At 62.4% G+C, this 18,863-nt stretch carries 13 protein-coding genes and 1 pseudogene; 6 read left to right on the top strand and 8 right to left on the bottom strand.

The annotated features are described in order from the left end of the window. Window positions 1–19 precede the first annotated feature (19 nt). Entirely contained in the window at window positions 20–8,530 is an 8,511-nt protein-coding gene (locus ABTW55_RS23860) for a non-ribosomal peptide synthetase (protein WP_060421096.1), read from the top strand. A gap of 60 nt (window positions 8,531–8,590) precedes the next feature. Continuing rightward, complete coding sequence (entS, locus tag ABTW55_RS23855; RefSeq protein ID WP_033648343.1) at window positions 8,591–9,874, top strand: enterobactin transporter EntS; 1,284 nt, start codon at window positions 8,591–8,593, stop codon at window positions 9,872–9,874. Between the two features lie 4 nt (window positions 9,875–9,878). On the opposite strand, the gene ABTW55_RS23850 is transcribed toward entS, so the two are convergent. Further along, window positions 9,879–10,238: a helix-turn-helix domain-containing protein gene (locus tag ABTW55_RS23850; protein ID WP_025302868.1), complete on the bottom strand. Its 360-nt coding sequence runs from the start codon at window positions 10,236–10,238 to the stop codon at window positions 9,879–9,881. Between the two features lie 104 nt (window positions 10,239–10,342). On the opposite strand from ABTW55_RS23850, the gene ABTW55_RS23845 reads away from it, so the two are divergent. Continuing rightward, complete coding sequence (locus ABTW55_RS23845; protein ID WP_060421093.1) at window positions 10,343–10,897, top strand: NAD(P)H-dependent oxidoreductase; 555 nt, start codon at window positions 10,343–10,345, stop codon at window positions 10,895–10,897. A 118-nt stretch (window positions 10,898–11,015) separates the two neighbouring features. Here ABTW55_RS23845 and ABTW55_RS23840 read toward each other — a convergent pair whose 3' ends face one another. From ABTW55_RS23840 to ABTW55_RS23830, 3 genes are all read right to left on the bottom strand, one after another. Further along, a complete protein-coding gene (locus ABTW55_RS23840) occupies window positions 11,016–11,177 on the bottom strand; it encodes a hypothetical protein (protein WP_016927696.1) in 162 nt (53 codons plus the stop codon). A gap of 141 nt (window positions 11,178–11,318) precedes the next feature. Further along, the gene (locus tag ABTW55_RS23835) at window positions 11,319–13,337 is read right to left on the bottom strand and encodes a TonB-dependent copper receptor (RefSeq protein WP_326753491.1); all 2,019 of its coding nucleotides are present in this window, start codon (window positions 13,335–13,337) and stop codon (window positions 11,319–11,321) included. A 279-nt stretch (window positions 13,338–13,616) separates the two neighbouring features. Next, window positions 13,617–14,003 carry a DUF2946 domain-containing protein gene (locus tag ABTW55_RS23830; RefSeq protein WP_230199944.1) on the bottom strand — a complete coding sequence of 129 codons (387 nt, stop codon included), beginning with the start codon at window positions 14,001–14,003 and terminating at the stop codon, window positions 13,617–13,619. Between the two features lie 337 nt (window positions 14,004–14,340). Between ABTW55_RS23830 and ABTW55_RS23825 the strand changes: the two genes are divergently transcribed. Further along, window positions 14,341–14,574, top strand: coding sequence for a hypothetical protein (locus ABTW55_RS23825; RefSeq protein ID WP_200761760.1), 234 nt, complete (start codon window positions 14,341–14,343; stop codon window positions 14,572–14,574). Between the two features lie 45 nt (window positions 14,575–14,619). On the opposite strand, the gene ABTW55_RS23820 is transcribed toward ABTW55_RS23825, so the two are convergent. Together ABTW55_RS23820 and ABTW55_RS23815 are read right to left on the bottom strand one after the other, a co-directional pair. Further along, a complete protein-coding gene (locus ABTW55_RS23820) occupies window positions 14,620–15,921 on the bottom strand; it encodes a sorbosone dehydrogenase family protein (protein ID WP_060421084.1) in 1,302 nt (433 codons plus the stop codon). Between the two features lie 13 nt (window positions 15,922–15,934). Continuing rightward, window positions 15,935–16,360: a DUF2231 domain-containing protein gene (locus tag ABTW55_RS23815; protein WP_033648337.1), complete on the bottom strand. Its 426-nt coding sequence runs from the start codon at window positions 16,358–16,360 to the stop codon at window positions 15,935–15,937. A 168-nt stretch (window positions 16,361–16,528) separates the two neighbouring features. Here ABTW55_RS23815 and ABTW55_RS23810 point away from each other — a divergent pair, with 168 nt between their 5' ends. After that, complete coding sequence (locus ABTW55_RS23810; RefSeq protein WP_033653150.1) at window positions 16,529–16,987, top strand: YbaK/EbsC family protein; 459 nt, start codon at window positions 16,529–16,531, stop codon at window positions 16,985–16,987. An 85-nt stretch (window positions 16,988–17,072) separates the two neighbouring features. On the opposite strand, the gene ABTW55_RS23805 is transcribed toward ABTW55_RS23810, so the two are convergent. After that, window positions 17,073–17,450: a VOC family protein gene (locus ABTW55_RS23805; RefSeq protein ID WP_033648335.1), complete on the bottom strand. Its 378-nt coding sequence runs from the start codon at window positions 17,448–17,450 to the stop codon at window positions 17,073–17,075. Window positions 17,451–17,713: 263 nt separating this feature from the next. Between ABTW55_RS23805 and ABTW55_RS23800 the strand changes: the two are divergent. Next, window positions 17,714–18,171: pseudogene (locus tag ABTW55_RS23800) on the top strand (GrpB family protein). Window positions 18,172–18,369: 198 nt separating this feature from the next. Here ABTW55_RS23800 and ABTW55_RS23795 read toward each other — a convergent pair. Continuing rightward, window positions 18,370–18,750 (bottom strand): DUF4440 domain-containing protein, encoded by a 381-nt coding sequence (locus tag ABTW55_RS23795; RefSeq protein WP_060421078.1) that lies wholly within the window; start codon window positions 18,748–18,750, stop codon window positions 18,370–18,372. Between the last annotated feature and the right edge of the window lie 113 nt (window positions 18,751–18,863).

Here is an 18,863-nt window from a genome sequence, read left to right as displayed (position 1 = left end):
GAGGAAAAGGACAGACACCATGTCAGAAACGCTTTCTTTGCCGGATACTCAGGTCGAGTATCGGGATTATCCGCTGGTTGCGGCGCAACCGGGGATCTGGATCGCCGACCAAATCGCGCTGCGGCGCAACGGCTTCGCGGTGGCGCACTACACCGAACTGCACGGCGCTATCGACCGCTCGGCGCTGGAGCGCGCGATCCGTCAGGGGCTGGCCGAAGCGGATACGGTTCAGGCGCAGTTCTTTGAGGCGCAGGACGGCCAGCCGGTGCAGCGTTTGCCGCTGAACGCCGATCCTGCGCGCGTGCAGGCGCCGGAGTGGTTCGATTTCAGCGCGCGGCCGGACGCCGAACAGGCGGCGCTGGCGCTGATGAACGACGATCTGGCGCAGGATCTGCCGGCGGACGGCGAGCGGCCGCTCTATCGCCATGCGGTGATCCGCGTCAGCGCCGATCGCTGGTTCTGGTATCAGCGCTTTCATCATTTGACCCTGGACGGCTTCAGCTTCGAAGCCATCACCCGTCGGATCGCCGATATTTATCGCGCGCTGCGCCACGGGCTGGCGCCGGCGGCCTCGCCGTTTACCCCGTTCGGCAAGGTGGTGGAAGAGTTTCAGCAATGGCAAACCTCGCCCGCACGTGAGCGGGCGGCCGAATTCTGGCGCCAGCATCTGCGCGATTTGCCGTCGCCGCTGTCATTATCGACGGAGAGTCGGGAGGTTGAGGCGGGCGCCCGGCCGCTCAAACAGGCGCTGGTGCTGCCTGAATCGCTGTTTGACGAAGCGCTGCGCGATGGCGCGCTGCAGTCGCTGCAGCCGGCCGATATCGTCACGGCGGCGCTGGCGCTGTATCTGGCGCGCATGAGCGGCGAAACCCGCTTCTCAGTCGGTTTTCCTTTCATGCGCCGGATGGGATCGCAGGCGCTGGCGGCGGTCGGCCCGGTGGTCAACGTGCTGCCGCTGCTGCTGAACGTGACGCCGGAGATGTCGCTGGCGGATGTCTGCCTGGCCACTGTGGCACAGATCAAGCAGGCGCGCCGCCATCAACGCTATGAGGCGGAGCAGATCAAACGCGATCTCGGCCTGGTCGGCGGCCATCAGGAACTGTACGGGCCGGTGGTCAACGTCAAGGTCTACCACAGCGCCTTGTCGTTCGACGGTCAGGCGGCCACCACCCATACGCTGGCGATGGGGCCGGTCGACGACCTGGAGTTCGAGATCGGTTTTCGAAGCGGCGTATTGACGCTGTCTTTGGTCGCCAACCCGGCCAAATACTCGCCGCGCACCTTGCAGCACCACGCCGAGCGCATCGGCCATTGGCTGCAGCAGTTGGCGCGGCAGCCGCACCAGCCGAACGGTCAACTGGCGTTGATCGGCGAGGGGGAACTCAGACAACTCGCGGCCTGGGGGCGCGGCGCTGAGCTGACACCGCCGGCGGGCATGGTTTCGATCATGGATGCGTTCCAGCGCCAGGTTGAGCGTCAGCCCGAGGCGTTGGCGGTGTCCTGCGGCGACGTGCGCCTCAGCTACCGGCAGCTCTCCGAACGGGTGATGCAGCTGGGGCGAGTGCTGATCGAAAGCGGCATCGGCGCCGAAGACGTGGTCGCCATCGGCATTCCGCGCTCGGTGGACACGCTGGTCGCGCTGTTCGGCGTGCTGGCCAGCGGCGCGGCCTATATGCCGCTCGATCTGGACTATCCGCGTGAGCGCCTGGCGCTGATGTGCGACGACGCGCGGCCGGTGATGTTGCTGACCCACAGTGACACGCAGGCCAACATGCCGGATCTGCCGCAGGTATTGTGCCTGGACGACGCCCCGTGCCTGGCGCGCTGCGCGGCCGCCGCGGCCACGCCGATAACGGACGACGAACGGCGTGTGCCGCTGAACGAGGCGCATCTCGCCTACATGATTTACACCTCCGGTTCGACCGGCAAACCCAAGGGCGTGATGTCCACGCACCGCGGGCTGCTGAACCTGTTCCTGTCGCACCAGGCTTCTCTGTTCGGCCCGGCGATCGAAAAATTCGAGGCTCGCCACGCGCGCCGCTTGCGCGCCGGCCATACCGCCTCGTTCTCTTTCGACTCCTCCTGGGAACCGCTGTTCTGCATGATGATGGGCAGCGAACTGGTTATCTTCGATGAAGAGCTGCGCCGCGACCCCTGGGCGCTGCTGGAACAGACCCAGCAGACGCCGATCGATCTGCTGGACATCACGCCGTCGTTCTTCTCGCAACTGGTGGACTGCGGTCTGCTGAAAGGGCAGTTCCCGCTGCCGTCGTTCGTGATGATCGGCGGCGAGGCGGCGACGCCGACGCTGTGGAACCTGATGCAGCAGCATCCGGAGGTGGAGATCCACAACTATTACGGCCCGTCCGAATACACCGTCGATACCCTCGGCGCGCCGGTCACGGCCGCAGACCAGCCGGTGATCGGCCGTCCCCTCGCCAATACCTCAGTCTGGCTGCTCGACAGCCGCCTGCAGCCGGTGCCGATCGGCGCGGCGGGCGAGCTGTACATTTCCGGCAAGGGCATCGCGCGCGGTTACCTGCGGCGCCCGGATCTGACGGCGGCGCGCTTTGTCGCCAACCCGTTCGCCGAAGGCGAGGTGATGTACCGCAGCGGCGACCTGATGCGCTGGAGCGCGGAGGGCCAGCTGGTATTCATTGGCCGGACCGATCACCAAATCAAGGTGCGCGGCTTCCGCGTCGAGCTGGGTGAGGTGGAAAGCGCCTTGGCCGCCTTGCCGGACGTGGGGCGGGCGGTGGTGATCGCCGAACCGATCGGCGCCACCTATCGCCTGATTGGCTACTGCTCGGTGCAGGATGACGCGCGTCGCGCCTCGCCGGCGCTGCAAAGCGAGCTGCTGGGGCAGTTGGCGCAGCGTCTGCCGGATTATATGGTGCCGGCGATCCTGGTGGTAATGCCGGAGCTGCCGCTGAACGTCAACGGCAAGATTGACCGCCAGGCGCTGCCCAAACCGCAGGAAACGCTGGCGCAAAGCATTCGCGAACCGGCCACCGAGCAGGAGAGGCTGATTTGCCGCGCGATGGCCCAACTGTTGGGAATGGAGCGCGTCGGCGCAGACGACGATTTCTTCGCGCTCGGCGGCGACAGCATCTCGGCGATGGGGCTGGGCACCGCCCTGCGGCGCAAAGGCTATCTGCTGCGGCCGCGCGAGATCTTCGCGCTGCACACCCCCGCGCGCATGGCGCAGGCGATGCAGCCGCTGGCCGTTAGCTCTCAGACCGCACGCAGCGTGCGACAAGGCCCGATCGACGGGCTGCCGATCCTGCACTGGTTCGCCGAGACGGGCGATATGCATCGCCGCTTCGCGCACGGCGTTTTCCTGCGTGTGCCCGCCGAACTGCAACCGGAACAGCTGCGTTATGCGTTGGCACAGCTGCGTGCGGCGCACCCGGCGCTGAGCGCCAGGATCCGCGACGGCCAGTTGGTGGTCGAGGAAGCCGCTACCGCTGAGTTCATGCAGGTTCAGACCGTATCCGGCGAACTGGAGCTAGCGGCGGAACAGGCGTTTGATGCCGCACTCGAGCAGCTCGATCCGGCGGCCGGCGCCATGATGCAGGCGATCCTGTTGCAGCGTGACGGGCAGAGCCTGGGGCTGGTGCTGGCGATCCACCACCTGGTGGTTGACGGCGTTTCCTGGCGCATCCTGCTCGACGAGCTGCGGCAAGTGGCCGACAGCGCCATGCAGGGGCAGCCGATCACGCTGCCGCCGGAGGAAACCTCGCTCTATGAATGGTCCGCGCGTTTACGGGCCGACGTCGAACGCCGCGAAGCCGAGCTGCCGTTCTGGCGGCAGATGCTGGCGGACGGCGTGCCGCGTTTGGGGCGGCGCGCGCTGGAACCGCAGACCGATCGCATCGCCTCGGTGAGCGAACGGCGCACGCTGCTCGACAGCCGGCTGACCGCCGCGCTGCTCGGCACATTGCCGCAGAGCTATCGCGCCCAGGTTGAAGAGATCATGCTGTGCGCGCTGGCTCAGGCCTGCCGCCGCCGTTTCCAGGCCGCTTCGCTGCGTTTCTCTCTGGAGTCGCACGGCCGCGCCGAACTGGATGACGGCCTCGATCTGGCCCGCACCGTCGGTTGGCTGACGGCGGAGTACCCGCTGCGTATCGAACTGCATGACGCCGAGCATAATGAGGCGGTGCGCGCGGTGAAACGGGCGACGCGCGCGGTGGCCGATCGCGGCGTCGGCTATGGCCAGCTGCGTTATCTGCATCCGCAGCGTGACGATCTGGCGGCGCTGGCGCAGCGCAACGCCCCGGAGATTTTATTCAACTACCTTGGGCGTTTCAGCCAGGATGAGGCGCACTGGACGCCGCAGCGCAGCCAGACCCGCTTCCGCGACGCCTTCGCCGTGGCGCAGGATGCGCAGCAGGCGCCGTCTTACGGGCTGGAAGTGAATATCTTTGTCGAGGAGCGGCGCGACGGCGCCTGCCTGGCGATTAACTGGAGCTGGCTGGAGGGAATTTTCAGCGAGAGCGACATTGCGCAGCTGCACAGCGGCATCGAGCACGCCGTGCGTTCACTGTGCGAGTTTGCCGAACGGCATCCCGAACGCGCGGCGGCGACGTTGGTGGCGGCCGAAATCGCCCAGCCGGGCGTCGATGATGAAGCGGTGCGCGCCTGGGAACGGGAGTGCGGGCCGTTAGCCGCGGCGCTGCCGCTGTTGCCGCTGCAACACGGCCTGCTGTTCCATGCGCAGACAGCGCAGCAGGGCGGCAGCTACAACTCGCTGACGCGCCTGAGCCTCTGCGGCGAACTGGACGCGCATCAACTTCAGCAGGCGCTGAATGCGGTGATCCGCCGCCATCCGCAGCTGGCCGCCCGATTCAACCGCGAGGGCGAGCCGCTGCAGCTGATCCCGCAGGAAAGCCATTGGCCGCAGGACAGCCACGCGCTGCCGCCGCTGGCCGAAGAACAGGAGGCGCAGGCACTGCACCGGCTGGAGCAGCAGGAGCTGCAGCGCGATCTGTTCAACCAGCCGGGCGCGATGCTGCATGCATTGCTGGTCAAACACGGGGATAGCGAACGCTACACGCTGTTCCTTAACGCGCATCACCTGATCGTCGACGGCTGGTCGACGCCGGTGGTGCTCAACGATCTGATGCTGGCCCTGCGTGAAGGCGAGCAGGCGTTGCCGCCGCTGCGTTCGAACTATGCCGATATCGTGCGCCGCCTGACCGCGCGGGATGCCGAAGCTTCGCGCCGCCTCTGGCGCCAGACGCTGCAGGACGTGCGGCCGACGTTGCTGTTCGGTGAGGCGCAGGACGATCGCGTGCACGAGCTGGAAATGACGCTGCCGCCGGCCGAGGAAAGGCGCTTGCTGACCCTGTGTCGCGAACGCGGGTTGACGCTCAATACCGTGATGCAGGGCATTTGGGCATTGCAGTTGGCCAGCTGTTGCGGCCAGCAGGACGTGGTGTTCGGCTCGCCGGTTTCCGGCCGCTTTGGCCAGATAGAAGGGGTCGAGGAACACGTTGGCCTGTTCAGCAACACGCTGCCGGTGCGGGTGCGTCTGCAGCATGACCGCTCGTTGACGGAACAGCTGACTGAGCTGCAGCACCGGCAAATTGAACTGCTGGAGCACGACGATTTGGGGTTGGGGGAAATTCAGCACCTGGCCGGGGCGGGCACGCTGTTCGATACGCTGTTGGTGGTGGAGAACTACCCGGACAACGACGCTCTGCTGGGCGGCACAGGATCGCTGCGCTGCGACGCCATCCGTAACAAAGGTTATACCCACTATCCGTTGACGCTGCTGGTGCTGCCGGGCGAACGTCTGCGCCTGCTGATGGAATACCGCGCCTCGGTGCCGCAGCCTGAGCGCTTCGCCGCGCGGCTGATGGCGCTGCTGCAACAGTGGATCGCCCAGCCGGATCTGCCGCTGCCGCGCTGGCAGTTGCAAACCCCACAGGAAGAGGCGCTGATCGCGGCGGTCAACCGCACCGGTCAGGCGGTGGCGGACACCACCTTGCATCAGGCGATCGCCAATCAAGCGCGGCGCACGCCGGATCGCATCGCGCTGCAGGATGCCGGGCACAGCCTCAGCTACCGCGACATGCAGCGCCAGGCCGCGCTGTTGGCCGAGCGGCTGACGGCGGCCGGCATTCAGCCGGGGGATATCGTGGCGGTGGCGTTGCCGCGTTCCGTGCGCCTCAGCCTGGCGTTGACGGCGATTGTGCAGACCGGCGCCGCCTGGCTGCCGCTGGACACCGGCTACCCGGACGAACGTCTGGCCTACATGGTGGAGGACGCCAAGCCGCGGCTGATTATCACCGAGAGCGCGTTGGATGCCCGCTTTGCCGCGCTGGCGCCGACGCTGCTGTTCGATGCGCTGGACGACAGCGGGCGCGAACCGCCTGCGCGCCTGCCGGCGGGGAACGGCGATTATCCCGCCTACGTGCTGTATACCTCCGGCTCTACCGGGCGGCCGAAAGGCGTGGTGGTAAACCACCGGGCGATCGTCAACCGCCTGTTCTGGATGCAGCACGAGTATGCGCTCGATGCGCAGGACGTGGTATTGCAGAAAACACCGTGCAGCTTCGACGTTTCCGTCTGGGAATTCTTCTGGCCGCTGATGGTCGGCGCGCGCCTGGTGATGGCACCGCCGGAGGCGCATCGCGATCCGCAGGCGCTGACGACGTTGATCGACGACTATGGCGTGACCACGCTGCATTTCGTTCCGTCCATGTTGGCTATCTGGGTGGAGGCGCTGAACGAGCGGGCGCCACAGCGCGCCGCCGCCAGCCTGAAACGCGTGTTCTGCAGCGGTGAGGCGCTGTCGTGTGAACTGGCTTCCCGCTATCAGGCGTTGGTTACCGCGCCGCTGCACAACCTGTATGGCCCGACGGAGGCGGCGGTCGATGTCACCTACCAACCGGCGTCCGGCGCGGCATTGGCGGCGGTGAGCGGCGCCGGCGTGCCGATCGGCAAACCGGTCTGGAACACCCAGCTGAGCATTCTCGACGCCATGCTGCGGCCGGTGCCCGTCGGCTGCGCCGGCGATCTCTATCTGCGCGGCATTCAGCTGGCCGATGGCTATCTGCATCGGCCGGGGCTGACGGCGCAGCGGTTTGTCGCCGATCCTGCCGGCAACGGCGCGCGCATGTATCGCACCGGCGATATCGCCCGCTGGCTGGAAGACGGCAGCGTCGAGTATTTAGGGCGCAGCGACGATCAGCTGAAGATCCGCGGCCAGCGCATCGAGCTGGGGGAAATCGAGCAGGCGCTGCTGGCGCAGCCGGGGGTAGCGCAAGCGGCGGTGCACGCCATCGAGCTGGGCGAGGGCGCGACGGGGCTTGGCGGCGCCGATATGCGCCAGCTGGTCGCCTGGCTGATCGCCCAACCGGGCGTGACGCTGGATACCGCCGTGCTGCATCAGGCGCTGGAGCAGCGTTTGCCGGCGCACATGATGCCGGTCAGCTATGTCATGACCGACAGCTTCCCGCTCAGCGCCAGCGGCAAGCTGGATCGCAAGGCGTTGCCACGGCCGCAGCTGAGCCACCAAAGTGGCCGCATGCCGCAGAGCGACAGCGAACGCCTGCTGGCGGCGCTGTTCGGGGAACTGTTGGGGCGCGAGACGGTGTATGCCGACGACGACTTCTTCGCGCTGGGCGGCCATTCGCTGCTGGCGATGCGTCTGACGGCGGAGCTGCGTCGCCGCGTGCCTCGGCCATTGAGCGTCGGGCAGATCATGTTCGCCCGCAGCCTGGAGAAGATGGCGCACCTGCTCGATGACGCGCAGGCGGCCAACTCGGCCGAGAGCCGCGGCGTCGGCGAATGCCTGCAGCTGCGGGCCGGCCAAGGCCCGGCGCTGTTCTGCCTGCATCCGGCTTCCGGTTTCGCCTGGCAGTACTCGGGGCTGAGCCGTTATCTGCCGGGCAGCTACCCCATCATCGGCCTGCAGTCGCCAAGACCGGACGGCGCCATCGCCACCTGTGAGGATATCGAGCAGATGGTCGATCGTCATCTCGCCAATCTGCGCCGCCTGCAGCCGCAGGGGCCTTACTACCTGCTGGGCTATTCGCTCGGCGGCACGCTGGCGCACTCGATGGCCGCGCGCCTGCAGCAGCAGGGCGAAGAGGTGGCGTTCCTCGGCATGCTGGATACCTATCCGCCGGAAGGCCAGGATTGGACCGGCCCCAGCGAGGAGGACGCGCAGAAAGAGGTGGCGCAGGAGCAGGCCGAGTTTATGGCGGAAGATCATGGCGATCCGGCGCTGATGGCGGAGAAGGCGGCAATGTTCGACAGCATCGTCGCCAACTACCGCGACGCGGTGCGCATTCTGTCCCAGGCGCGCAGCCGGCGTTTCCACGGCACGGCGACGCTGTTTGTCGCCGACCAGACGCTGCCGCCGGAGATGGATATCGACGCCGTGTGGGCACCGTATCTGGATGGGCTGATCTGCCATCACCAGCGCTGCGAACACGCGGACATTCTGTCGCCGGCTTCGCTGGAGACGCTCGGGCCGCTGTTGCATTCGTTGCTGACGCGGCAATACGGGTTGGTATAACGCAACCGGGCCGGGGGGCGTGCGTCCCGGCCCGTACTAAAACATGATATGCAGGACACTATGGCCAGACCTTCTTTTTTTCTTGATTTCAGTTTGCTGAGAAGCAATGCGCATTTCCGCGCGATTTTCTGCGCCCGCATGCTGTCGGTGTTTTCCCTCGGCATGTTGGCGGTGGGGGTGCCGATTCAGATCCAGGCGATGACCGGCTCCACGTTGCAGGTGGGCGTGGCGGTGGCGCTGGACGGGGTGGGCATGTTTATCGGCCTGATGCTGGGCGGCGTGCTCGCCGATCGCTACGATCGCCGCAAGTTGATCCTGTTCGCGCGCGGCACCTGCGGGCTGGGCTTTGTCGCCCTGAGTCTGAACGCCTTCGCCCCGGCGCCTTCGCTGTGGGCACTCTACCTGCTGGCGGCCTGGGACGGCTTCTTCGGGGCGCTGGGCATGACGGCGCTGATGGCGGTGATCCCGCTGCTGGTCGGGCGCGAAAACCTGGCGGCGGCGGGGGCCTTGAGCATGGTGACGGTGCGCATCGGCGCGATCCTGGCGCCGGCGCTGGGCGGGATTATCATCGTGTTCGGCGGCGTGGGGCTGGCGTTCGCCGTGGCCGCCGCCGGGACGCTGGGCACCCTTGTCCCACTGGTGCGCCTGCCGACGCTGTTGCCGCAGCAGCAGGAGCCGGAACACCCGCTGCGCGCGCTCGCCAGCGGCTTCCAGTTTGTCTGGCGCAATAAGGTGGTGGGGTCGGTGGTGCTGCTGGGAATGCTGATGAGCATCGTCGGCGCCGTCCGGGTGCTGTTCCCGGCGCTGGCGCAGGACGCTTACCACGTCGGCGCGTCCTCAATTGGCCTGATGTATTCCGCGGTGCCGCTCGGCGCGATGCTGGGCGCGCTGACCAGCGGCTGGGTGGGGCGTTTCTCTCGGCCCGGCGTGCTGATCCTGGTTGCCGCCATCGTCGCGTTTACCGCTATCGCTTCGCTGGGGCTGTTCAGCCACCTGGCGCCGGCGCTGTTGGCGCTGGTGTGCTACGGCTACGCCAACGCCATCGCTTCGCTCCTGCAGTTCATGCTGATCCAGAGCAATACGCCGGATCATCTGCTGGGGCGGGTGAACAGCCTCGGCACCGCGCAGGACGTAACCGGCGATTCGATCGGCGCGCTGGGGCTCGGCGTACTGGGCAGGGTGTTTACCCCGCTAATGAGCGTGCTGTCGTTTGGCGCATTCGCCGCTGTGCTCGGCGTGCTGGTGGCCTTCAGCGTGCGCACGCTGCGCCAGTGCCGGCCGGCGGACGCGTTGGTCGAGCACGATGAGCCCGCGCCGGCAACCTCGGCGGCAGCGGACAACTAACCCCTCACGGCACCGGCTGTTCCGGCCGGTGCTGTTCCCCCCAGTTGCACATCATGTCGATCACCGGGATCAGCGAACGCCCGCGTTCGGACAGGCTGTACTCCACCTTGGGCGGGATCTGCGGATACTCCTTTCTCACCACCAACCGATCTTTTTCCAGCTCTTTCAGCGTCGAACTCAGCGTTTTGTAGGAAATGGTGCCGATGCAGCGCTGCAGCTCGTTGAACCGCAATACCGGCTTATACAACGCCAGCCAGTAGAGAATAATCATTTTATATTTGCCGTTAATCACCGACAGCGTATAGCCATAGCCGGTGTCTTCGAGGCTGATGCCCGTTGGGCTGCAGTGGGATTCGGCGGTCATTGAGTGCTTTCTCCAGGGTAAGTATGTGTCGTGAGTGTGCGTATTTTACATTGTTCCAGCATAACCTATGATGCGCCGGTAGACACTTGACTGGAGAAATCGATATGAAAACCCTGGTGGTGGTGACCCATCCCGATATGGCGAACTCGGTGGTCAATAAACGCTGGCTGGAGGAGCTGCGGCGCTATCCGGAGCGGTATACCGTGCACGAACTGCATCAGGCCTACCCGGACTGGCAGATCGACGTCGTCCACGAGCAGCGGCTGATCGAAGCCCATGACAACATCGTGCTGCAGTTCCCGATTTTCTGGTTCAGCAGCCCGCCGCTGCTGAAAAAATGGCTGGACGACGTGCTGACCTACGGCTGGGCCTACGGTTCGCGCAGCGGCTACAAGATGCAAAACAAGAAGCTGGCGTTGGCGGTCACGGCGGGGGTGCGCGCAGAGGATTATGCGCGCGACGGGCGCTATCGCTACTCGCTGGAGGAAATCTTCCGGCCGTTTGAAGTCACCGCCGGTTACGTGCGGGCCGACTATGCCTCGTTCTTCGCCTTTTACGGTAGGGAGGCCGCTTCGGACGGCACGGTGGAACCGCTGCAATCCCACGAATTGGATCGCAGCGCGCAAGGCTATCAGGCATTTCTCGCCGCCCTGAATTAACGGCACGCCCCGGATGCGCCAGGGCGTGCGCGTCCGGCTACTTGCCGGCGGTGATTGTCAGCATCTATCGTGCGTGCTGTGTGAACGAGCGTGCCGGACAAAAAGACAGTGAGGGGAATTACATGAACAGGAAGCGGTCGGCCAGCGGAACCCCACGTTCGAGACGCGGTGGCAACGCGTCGTCGCGATCGTCAGGCTGAGCAGCCTGCGGCGCGGCATCTTCGGCTTTTTCGATCATCAGCTCGCCGAGCAGGGCCAGAAAACGAGTGATCTTTTGCATATTCCCTCCGGGGCAATGATTAACCTGAAGATGATAGTAATCGCCGCCTAACCGAATGGGAAAAACTTAAAACTCATATCCTAAGAACCGGATCGCATATCGCCTGACCGGGCGACGGTGGCCCATCGCCCGGTGAACCGCTTAGAAGGTGATGTTAACCTTGGCCCACAGGGTGCGGCCCGGTTCATTCACCGCGCTGTTGGCCGAGTACCCGAAGGCGCTGTTGCCCGCCAGGTTGAGGTGCTCGCTGTAGGTCTTGTTCAGGATGTTATCCAGACCGGCGCTCAGCTTGACGTTTTTATTCACCTTGTAGGCGGCGTTGGCGGAAAGCACGCCGAAGCCGGCGCTTTCGGCAAAGTCTTTGCCCACCACGTTGCCTTCGTTGATCGCCACGCGGTGTTGGCTGCTGACCAGACGCCACAGGCCGGTGCCGCTCCAGTCGCCGTACTCATAGGTGAGCCCCAGGCGCGCCTCCAGCGGCGGGATCTGCGGCAGCGGGCGGCCGTCGCTGGTGTTTTTGCCCCAGGAGTAGGCCAGGCTGGCGTCGGTTTTCCAGTGCTCGCTCAGCTGATAACCCATGCCCATTTCGCCGCCCATGATGTTGGCGTTGACGTTATCGGCCTGGCTGAGGCGCGCGTTGTGCGGATCGTATTTGAACAGGATGAAATCATCGACGCGGCCTACATAAGCGGAGACCCAGCCGTTGAAGCGTTTGCCGTTGTACTGCGCGCCGATGTCGAGCTGCGTGGTTTTCTCGCTCTTGACGCTGGAGAACGGATCCTTGCTGCCGTACGGGCCAAGCTTCGGCGAGAACAGCTCCCAGTAATCCGGGAAGCGCTCGGTATAACCGACGCCGGCATACAGCATCAGCGGCAGGTCGGCCAGCGTATGCTCCAGGCGCATAAAGCCGCTCGGCAGGGTGTCCGAACGTTTCCCAGCGCTGGCGCTGCGGAAATTCTCCACCAGGGTGCGGTCGAGGCGCGCGCCGCCGATCAGTTTATCCTGTTCGCTGGTGGACCAGGTCAGTTCACTGAAGGCGCCGTAGCTGTTGAACTGGGCGTCTTTTTCCCAGCTGCCGCGGTTCATGCTGCGGTGGGTGTTGGTTTGGGTGTCCAGGCCGCTTTCAAGCTTCACGTCCTGCCAATGCCAGGTCCCCATCACGCGGCCGCCGACGGTGCGGCGATCGAGCTGCATCGTCATGCCGGAGGACATCATGTGCCCGCCGTGGCCGCCCATCCCCATGCTCATGCCGCCATGCCCCCCGTGCCCAGCCATGCCACCGCTGCCCGGCGATCGCAGGGTGACGTTATCCATTACGTGGTTGGCGTAGTTGTAGTAGACCTGCGCTTCCAGCTTATCCAGCACGTCGCCGATGTTGGATTTCTCCACCCGCATGCCCAGGCTTTCGCGTTTGAACTGCGAACCGTCCATGCTGCGGCCGGCATAGCGCGCTTCGCCGTTGCCGCGGCCCATAGTTACTTCCAGCAGCGTGTCGGCGTCCGGCGTCCAGCCGAGCGCCAGATCGCCGTTCCACTTGTCCCAGCGCGATGGCACGCGCGTATTCGTGCCGTCCTGATAGTCGTTGGAACGGGATTTGTTGGCCATCACCCGCAGGTAGCCTTGTTCGGCGCCGAGGCTGGCGTCGATGTTCTCGTCCCAGCGGCCGTTGGAGCCGGTCAGCACGCTGGCGTTGCCCTTGATACCCGGCTTGTCGAAGCGCGGGCGCTCACGCTCGAAACGCACCGTGCCCGCCGACGATCCCGGCCCCCACAGCACCGTCTGCGGCCCCTTGGTAATGGTCAACAGATCGAAGCTTTCCGGCGAGATGTAAGAGGTCGGTGCATCCATCCGCGCTGGGCAGGCGCCCAGCATTTCCGAACCGTCGGTGAGGATCTTCAACCGAGAGCCGAACATGCCGCGGAACACCGGGTCGCCGTTGGTGCCGCCGTTGCGGATCTGCGAAAAGCCGGGAATGGTTTTCAGGTAATCCGAACCGTCGCTGGCCGGCACCGGCTGGCGTGGGGTTTTCGGCGAGGTGACGATGGTCAGCGGGGAGTAGAGCGGCGCGGTGACGGTGATCACGTCGCCATCATTAACCTGTGCGCCGGCAGGGTGTTGATGCGCCTGCGCCGCGTGGCCGGCCAGCAGAAACAGCGGCATGGCGGTGGTAATGGCGCGGTTGACGGCGTTCTTTTTATAAGTCGGTTTAAACATCATCTTTCCTTAAGCTAACTTTTTCCGTGCTTGGCCGAGGGATTATTCAGGCGTGGGGGCGGCCTGGCGAAAATCACCATCGGAAAATACGGGGGTTAATTCCATCAACCTGGAAATAACCGGATTAATAATGTCGTCTCGATGATTAACCGTTGGGCGAATTAATTCCGCCGGGTTGAAACGATCAACGGCAATACAGAGAACGGCAATGGGCTTATTGTTAAATCAGAGGAAAGAGATGGGGGGCGCGCGCGGCTGTAATTCGGTGTGAACAACGTGGGCAAACAGAGGGACGAGATAGTGGATCGGCGGCGGGCGCGAAGCCAGCGACTGGGACCAGAACAGCGGGCCGTGGCTCACGTCCAGCAGCGGCGCGTGCAGCAACAGCACGCAATAGCCGCAGGCGCTGTCGTCCATCATCATCGCCATGTTGTGGTGGCCGCCGCCGTGCTGCATCAGCGGCTGTGAGGCTTTCTCAGACTCAGGTGGCGGCGAGTGCATCCCGTGATGCATCGGCATATCCATGCCGCAATCCGCCATGACGGTCGCTCCAGCACTTCCGGCGCGCACATGCTCCAGGGATCGCGAGACCACCGGCGCAATGAACAACATCAGAATGGCAAACACCCCTAACCAGGCGGCGGCCCGATTTCGCGATGCAGAGCGCTGAATTAACGACACAATCAACCTAAAAAAAGGGTTAACACAGGGTAGGGAATTGTACTGGTTTATGTCGAAATGTTAAAACCTTTTATTTCTGGCCAACGATCTGTTGATGAAAATGAGATCAAAACAGTGATTCAAATTTAAGCGAAATTATATGCAGAGCGGCCAAGGGATACGCAGCCAGTTATAAATTCCAAAGATATGTCGAAAATGGAACCCGCAAAAATATACTCAATAACAAGGGCGTGCTAGGCTTTTATTTTTCGCTTGATAAGGGGAAGCAATGATGGATTTGACCACTCAGGACGCACTGGACTGGCTTAATGACGGTATTGAAACGCTCAAAACCGGTGAGATCAACCGTTACAGTGCAGAGGGCTACGCGCGGGGGTATGAGCTCGGTTTTCTGTACGGAACCTTGCGCACCTTACTGGCCACGCAAAAAATTACCCGTGAAGAGTACGATAAGTTACACAGTACACTGAGCCATACCCGCCACGCTTGCATGCGAGAATGACAAGCTGGCTTTCACGCGGCGTTGCCTGCCGACAACGCCTTGAGCTTATTTCGATTTAACGCGCCAAACGGTGTTGCCGACGTCATCAGCAATCAGCAGGGCGCCGGTCTTGTCGACCGCCAATCCTACCGGTGCGCCATAGAGTTCCTTCTCGTCGTCGGAGACAAAGCCGGTGACCACCGCTTTGAGTTTGCCGACCGGCTTGCCTTGCTCAAACGCCACGTAGCTGACCCGGTAGCCGTTCAGCGGCGAGCGATCCCAGCTGCCGTGTTCGCTGACGAAGGCGCCGCCGCGATACTCGGCCGGCAGAGCGTTCGCCGTGTAGAACAGCAGCCCCAGCGGCGCGACGTGAGAGCTGAGGGCGTAGTCCGGCTTGATGGCTTTCGCCACCAGATCCGGCCGCGCCGGCTGCACCCGCCGATCGACGTGCTGGCCGAAATAGCTGTAAGGCCAGCCGTAGAAGCCGCCGTCCTGCACCGAGGTCAGGTAGTCCGGCACCAGATCGGCGCCGATCTCGTCACGCTCGTTGACGATGGCCCATAGCTTGCCGCTGTGCGGTTCCCACTGCAGCCCGGTCGGGTTGCGCAGGCCGCTGGCGAAGATGCGGCTGGCACCGGAGGCGGTGTCCACTTCCAGCACGGCGGCGCGGCGGTACTCTACGGCCAGGCCGTTTTCGGTGATGTTGCTGTTTGAACCGACGCCGACATACAGCTTTTTACCGTCCGGGCTGGCCAGCAGGGCCTTGGTCCAATGATGGTTGATGGTGTCCGGCAGATCGGCCAGCTCTTTACCCGCATCGCTGATGCGCGTTTCGCCCGGCTGATAGGCGTACTGCATGATGTTGCCGGTGTTGGCCACATACAGGGTGTTGCCAATCAGCTGCACGCCGAACGGCGAATCGAGCCCTTCGAGGAAGACATGCTTTTCCCAGCTGCCATCGGCGGTTGGGCGCAGCAGGGTAATCCGGTTGCCCCCTTTGCCGCCTTTACCGGACTGGCCCTTCACCAAACCGGCGATCAGCTGCTTGGGCGTGCTCACCGCTTCCGTGCCCGGCCCGTTGGCTTCCACCACCAAAACATCGCCGTTGGGCAGGGTAAGCAGCTGGCGCGGGTGCAGCAAACCGTCCGCCACCTTATCGATTTTCAAGCCTTCGGCCACTTTCGGCATCTGATTTTGCTGCCAGCCGACGCCCTTTGGCACCTGCATCGGCGGCATCAGGAAGTCTTGCGCCGCCGGCAACGTCGGATCCGGCCCCATTTGTTGTTCCGGTGAAATGACGGCGCTGTTATCGCAGCCGGCCAGCGCCAACACGGCCGAAAGCGCAATCGCGATGGATGATAGCTTCATGAAAACCTCCTTATTATTTTGCGCGGGCGCCCACGGCCAGCAGAATGTTGGCGAGGCTCAGCAGCGCGACCACGATCGCAGACAGCACCAGACCTTGCGGCACCACGGCATACGCATCCCGGCTATGCACGAAAGCGTTGATGATGGCGAGAACGATGGCCAGCAAGTTCAGCCAGAAATGGAGCTTGACCGATGGCCCCTGCAGCCGGCCGCTGCCGAACCACACCTGCACCAGGTTAATCAGACGGGGAATAATGGCAAAAATCAGGCCGATGGCGATCAGCCAGCTGGCACCGTTGACCCACTGAATATTCGCCGTGCAGGCATAGATAATGTCGAAAATCAGCGCAGCGGTGAAAAATCCGTAGGGTATCGGATTGAGCCATTCATAGACGGCCACCGCGACCGCTGAAGGCCTTGCTGTCGTTTGCGTGGTCATGCAGGTATCTCCATGAAAAATGATAGGTAAAAAAGGGCGTTGGCCCCTTAAAGCTTTGTTCAGATTCACCGATTTGAACAATTTTGATTCTCATTTTTAGCATGCGATGTTAAAACCGAAACCCTCACTGCGGCATTATCAATGGCTTACAACATCGGGAGGAAGGGCATGAGTATAGAGCGCGTTCAGCGATTTCTGGCCGAGCACGCGCCGGAAACGGCGGTGACGGTGCTGGCAAAGAATACCGCTACGGTGGCGCTGGCGGCGGAAGCCTTTGGCGTGGAGAGCGGGCAGATCGCCAAGACGCTGTCGTTTCGCGTGAACGACGGCGTAGTGCTGTTGGTGATGGCGGGAACCGCCAGAATCGATAACAAGAAGTACAAACAATTCTTCGGCGTAAAGGCGCGCATGCTGCCGGCGGAGGAGGTGGAGGCGCTGACCGGCTATCCACCGGGCGGCGTTTGCCCCTTTGCCGCACCGGCAGCGGTAAGAATTTACTGCGATCGCAGCCTGTGCCGCTACGGTGAAGTGCTTCCGGCAGGCGGCAGCGATAACTCAGGCGTGAGAATTGCGCCACAACGCCTGGCCAGCATCACCGGAGCAGAGTGGATTGACGTGACGGGGTAACGTTAAGTGACCACGTCACAATTGCATTATGTTAAATGACGTGCATCATCTCGTGATTAATATGCTGTTTTAGCTGGAAAAATTACTAGCTCATCGGGTTATGGCATACCGCTTCGATATTGTGGCCATCCGGGCCGATCACAAATGCCGCATAGTAGTGGGCATGGTAATTGGGCCGTAAACCGGGTGCGCCATTGTCTTTGCCGCCGGCATTTAGCGCGGCGTGGTAGAACGCATCGACCTGTTCACGGCTGCTTGCGGCAAATGCCAGGTGCAGATGCGCCGGTTTTTCATCGGTTTGAAACAGGCACAATGACACGTTACCCCGATCGTGACAAAGTTCGACGCCATAGCCGGGTTCGCCTTCGGCAACGATCTTTACGCCCAGCGGCGCGAGTGCATTGAGGAAAAACGCTTTACTAAGGGCAAAGTCGCTGACGCCAAATTTCACATGGTCAAACATGGGGAGGCTCCTGGAATGTGTCCCCATTCAGTATAGCCAACGCCGTGGTGGGCGCCGAAAACGATGAAAACGGACGCCAATGCGCATTTAGCGTACAAATAGTACCTGTTGAAATGACGCGTTTTGGAGAAATCTGCAGTATCGTAGCAGCCACGTTTTGCCAGATTTTACGTAGCGAGATCAAAAAAGCAGGGGATTTTTACTCCTTATCGGCGGAGATGCGCCATTGAAATCATGTCCGGTCATCATTATTGGAGCGGAAAATGACAGAGCGCATCATCACGGCCGAGCCTTATGATCCGCGTTATAAAGATGCAGCGCTGAAACTACGCGAGATATTGGCTGGCGTATTAACGGCAATTCATCATATCGGCAGTACAGCAGTGCCAAACCAACGATTGATATCTTGCTGAAGATTGAAAGGCTGGCGGCGTTGGATGGTGTGAATGACAAGATGCATGACATGAGACCTACGCCGCGTGGCGAGAACGGCATTACCGGCAGGCGTTACTACAAGGGAAACGTCAATCATATGTATCACGCGCAGGCATTTACTGCAGGAAGTGAACAGGCGATCAGACAGTTGGCGTTCAGACATTCTCTGCGCAAGCATCATGGTGTTGCTGAGCAACACAAACACCAGACAGCAGAAGACCGCCGGGCTTATGGCCGGTTGAAAAACGAATTAGTTCAGCGGCATGAGCAGCCGGCGCTGGCATGATTGGCCGCAGGAGAAAGCCATAAATCAGGCCTGGACGGCAGAATCCACATATCATTACCTAGGTGCGCATAATGTATATTATGTTAAATTTAGTTGCTGGATACGCACCGGGCCATCCCTGAGCATCTTCTCTCCTCACCTGCAGCTTTATCCCTCTGACATCTGTCTTCTGCCTGGCTTGTTGTCATTCTATCTGGCTCAATTATCAGTCGGCGTGCCTTGATGAAACCGCATCTGCCAACCCGCCTTGGCTGTCAGAAGCCAAATCGACGAACGCTCTGTGCAACGCACGGCGTGGCCCTGCGCGTCACGCTGAAAACTTTTATACGTCAGTAATACGGCGCTATCACTGATTTGCGCCAGCTTAAAACCTTCGGCGAAAATCTGCGGATAATCCGTTTCCATCTCCAGCGCCGTAACGGTCTGGCGTTTGTCATAACGTAGGCCTGAGCGGCCAATCTCTTCAAAGTCTTCATGCAGCAATGCCGCGACACGCTTCGGATCGCAGCGCGTTGTTGGCTGGTGCAGTTCAACCTCAAGCGCCTGGATGTGGCTAAGCCACTCTGCAAAATGGGTCAAAATGCCCTCCTTTTTGATCGCGCTACGTGAAATCTGGAGGCAAGAAACTCACACAGTGTTCAGATTTAAGCTGATGTGATTCCTGCCGTAACGGTTGAAAATCAAACCTGATA

The organism is Serratia sp. SM04, assembly GCF_040280225.1.
GTDB classification, from domain to species: Bacteria; Pseudomonadota; Gammaproteobacteria; order Enterobacterales; family Enterobacteriaceae; genus Serratia; species Serratia sarumanii.
The sequence above is the reverse complement of the archived record's forward strand: the minus strand, read 5'-3'. Positions and strand labels throughout refer to the sequence as shown.

What these genes read in the sequence shown, in the direction of transcription:
- ABTW55_RS23860 (WP_060421096.1), top strand. Translation starts at nt 20, where the DNA reads ATGTCAGAAACGCTTTCTTTGCCGGATACTCAGGTCGAGTATCGGGAT.
- entS (WP_033648343.1), top strand. Translation starts at nt 8,591, where the DNA reads ATGGCCAGACCTTCTTTTTTTCTTGATTTCAGTTTGCTGAGAAGCAAT.
- ABTW55_RS23850 (WP_025302868.1), bottom strand. Translation starts at nt 10,238, where the DNA reads ATGACCGCCGAATCCCACTGCAGCCCAACGGGCATCAGCCTCGAAGAC.
- ABTW55_RS23845 (WP_060421093.1), top strand. Translation starts at nt 10,343, where the DNA reads ATGAAAACCCTGGTGGTGGTGACCCATCCCGATATGGCGAACTCGGTG.
- ABTW55_RS23840 (WP_016927696.1), bottom strand. Translation starts at nt 11,177, where the DNA reads ATGCAAAAGATCACTCGTTTTCTGGCCCTGCTCGGCGAGCTGATGATC.
- ABTW55_RS23835 (WP_326753491.1), bottom strand. Translation starts at nt 13,337, where the DNA reads ATGCCGCTGTTTCTGCTGGCCGGCCACGCGGCGCAGGCGCATCAACAC.
- ABTW55_RS23830 (WP_230199944.1), bottom strand. Translation starts at nt 14,003, where the DNA reads ATGTTGTTCATTGCGCCGGTGGTCTCGCGATCCCTGGAGCATGTGCGC.
- ABTW55_RS23825 (WP_200761760.1), top strand. Translation starts at nt 14,341, where the DNA reads ATGATGGATTTGACCACTCAGGACGCACTGGACTGGCTTAATGACGGT.
- ABTW55_RS23820 (WP_060421084.1), bottom strand. Translation starts at nt 15,921, where the DNA reads ATGAAGCTATCATCCATCGCGATTGCGCTTTCGGCCGTGTTGGCGCTG.
- ABTW55_RS23815 (WP_033648337.1), bottom strand. Translation starts at nt 16,360, where the DNA reads ATGACCACGCAAACGACAGCAAGGCCTTCAGCGGTCGCGGTGGCCGTC.
- ABTW55_RS23810 (WP_033653150.1), top strand. Translation starts at nt 16,529, where the DNA reads ATGAGTATAGAGCGCGTTCAGCGATTTCTGGCCGAGCACGCGCCGGAA.
- ABTW55_RS23805 (WP_033648335.1), bottom strand. Translation starts at nt 17,450, where the DNA reads ATGTTTGACCATGTGAAATTTGGCGTCAGCGACTTTGCCCTTAGTAAA.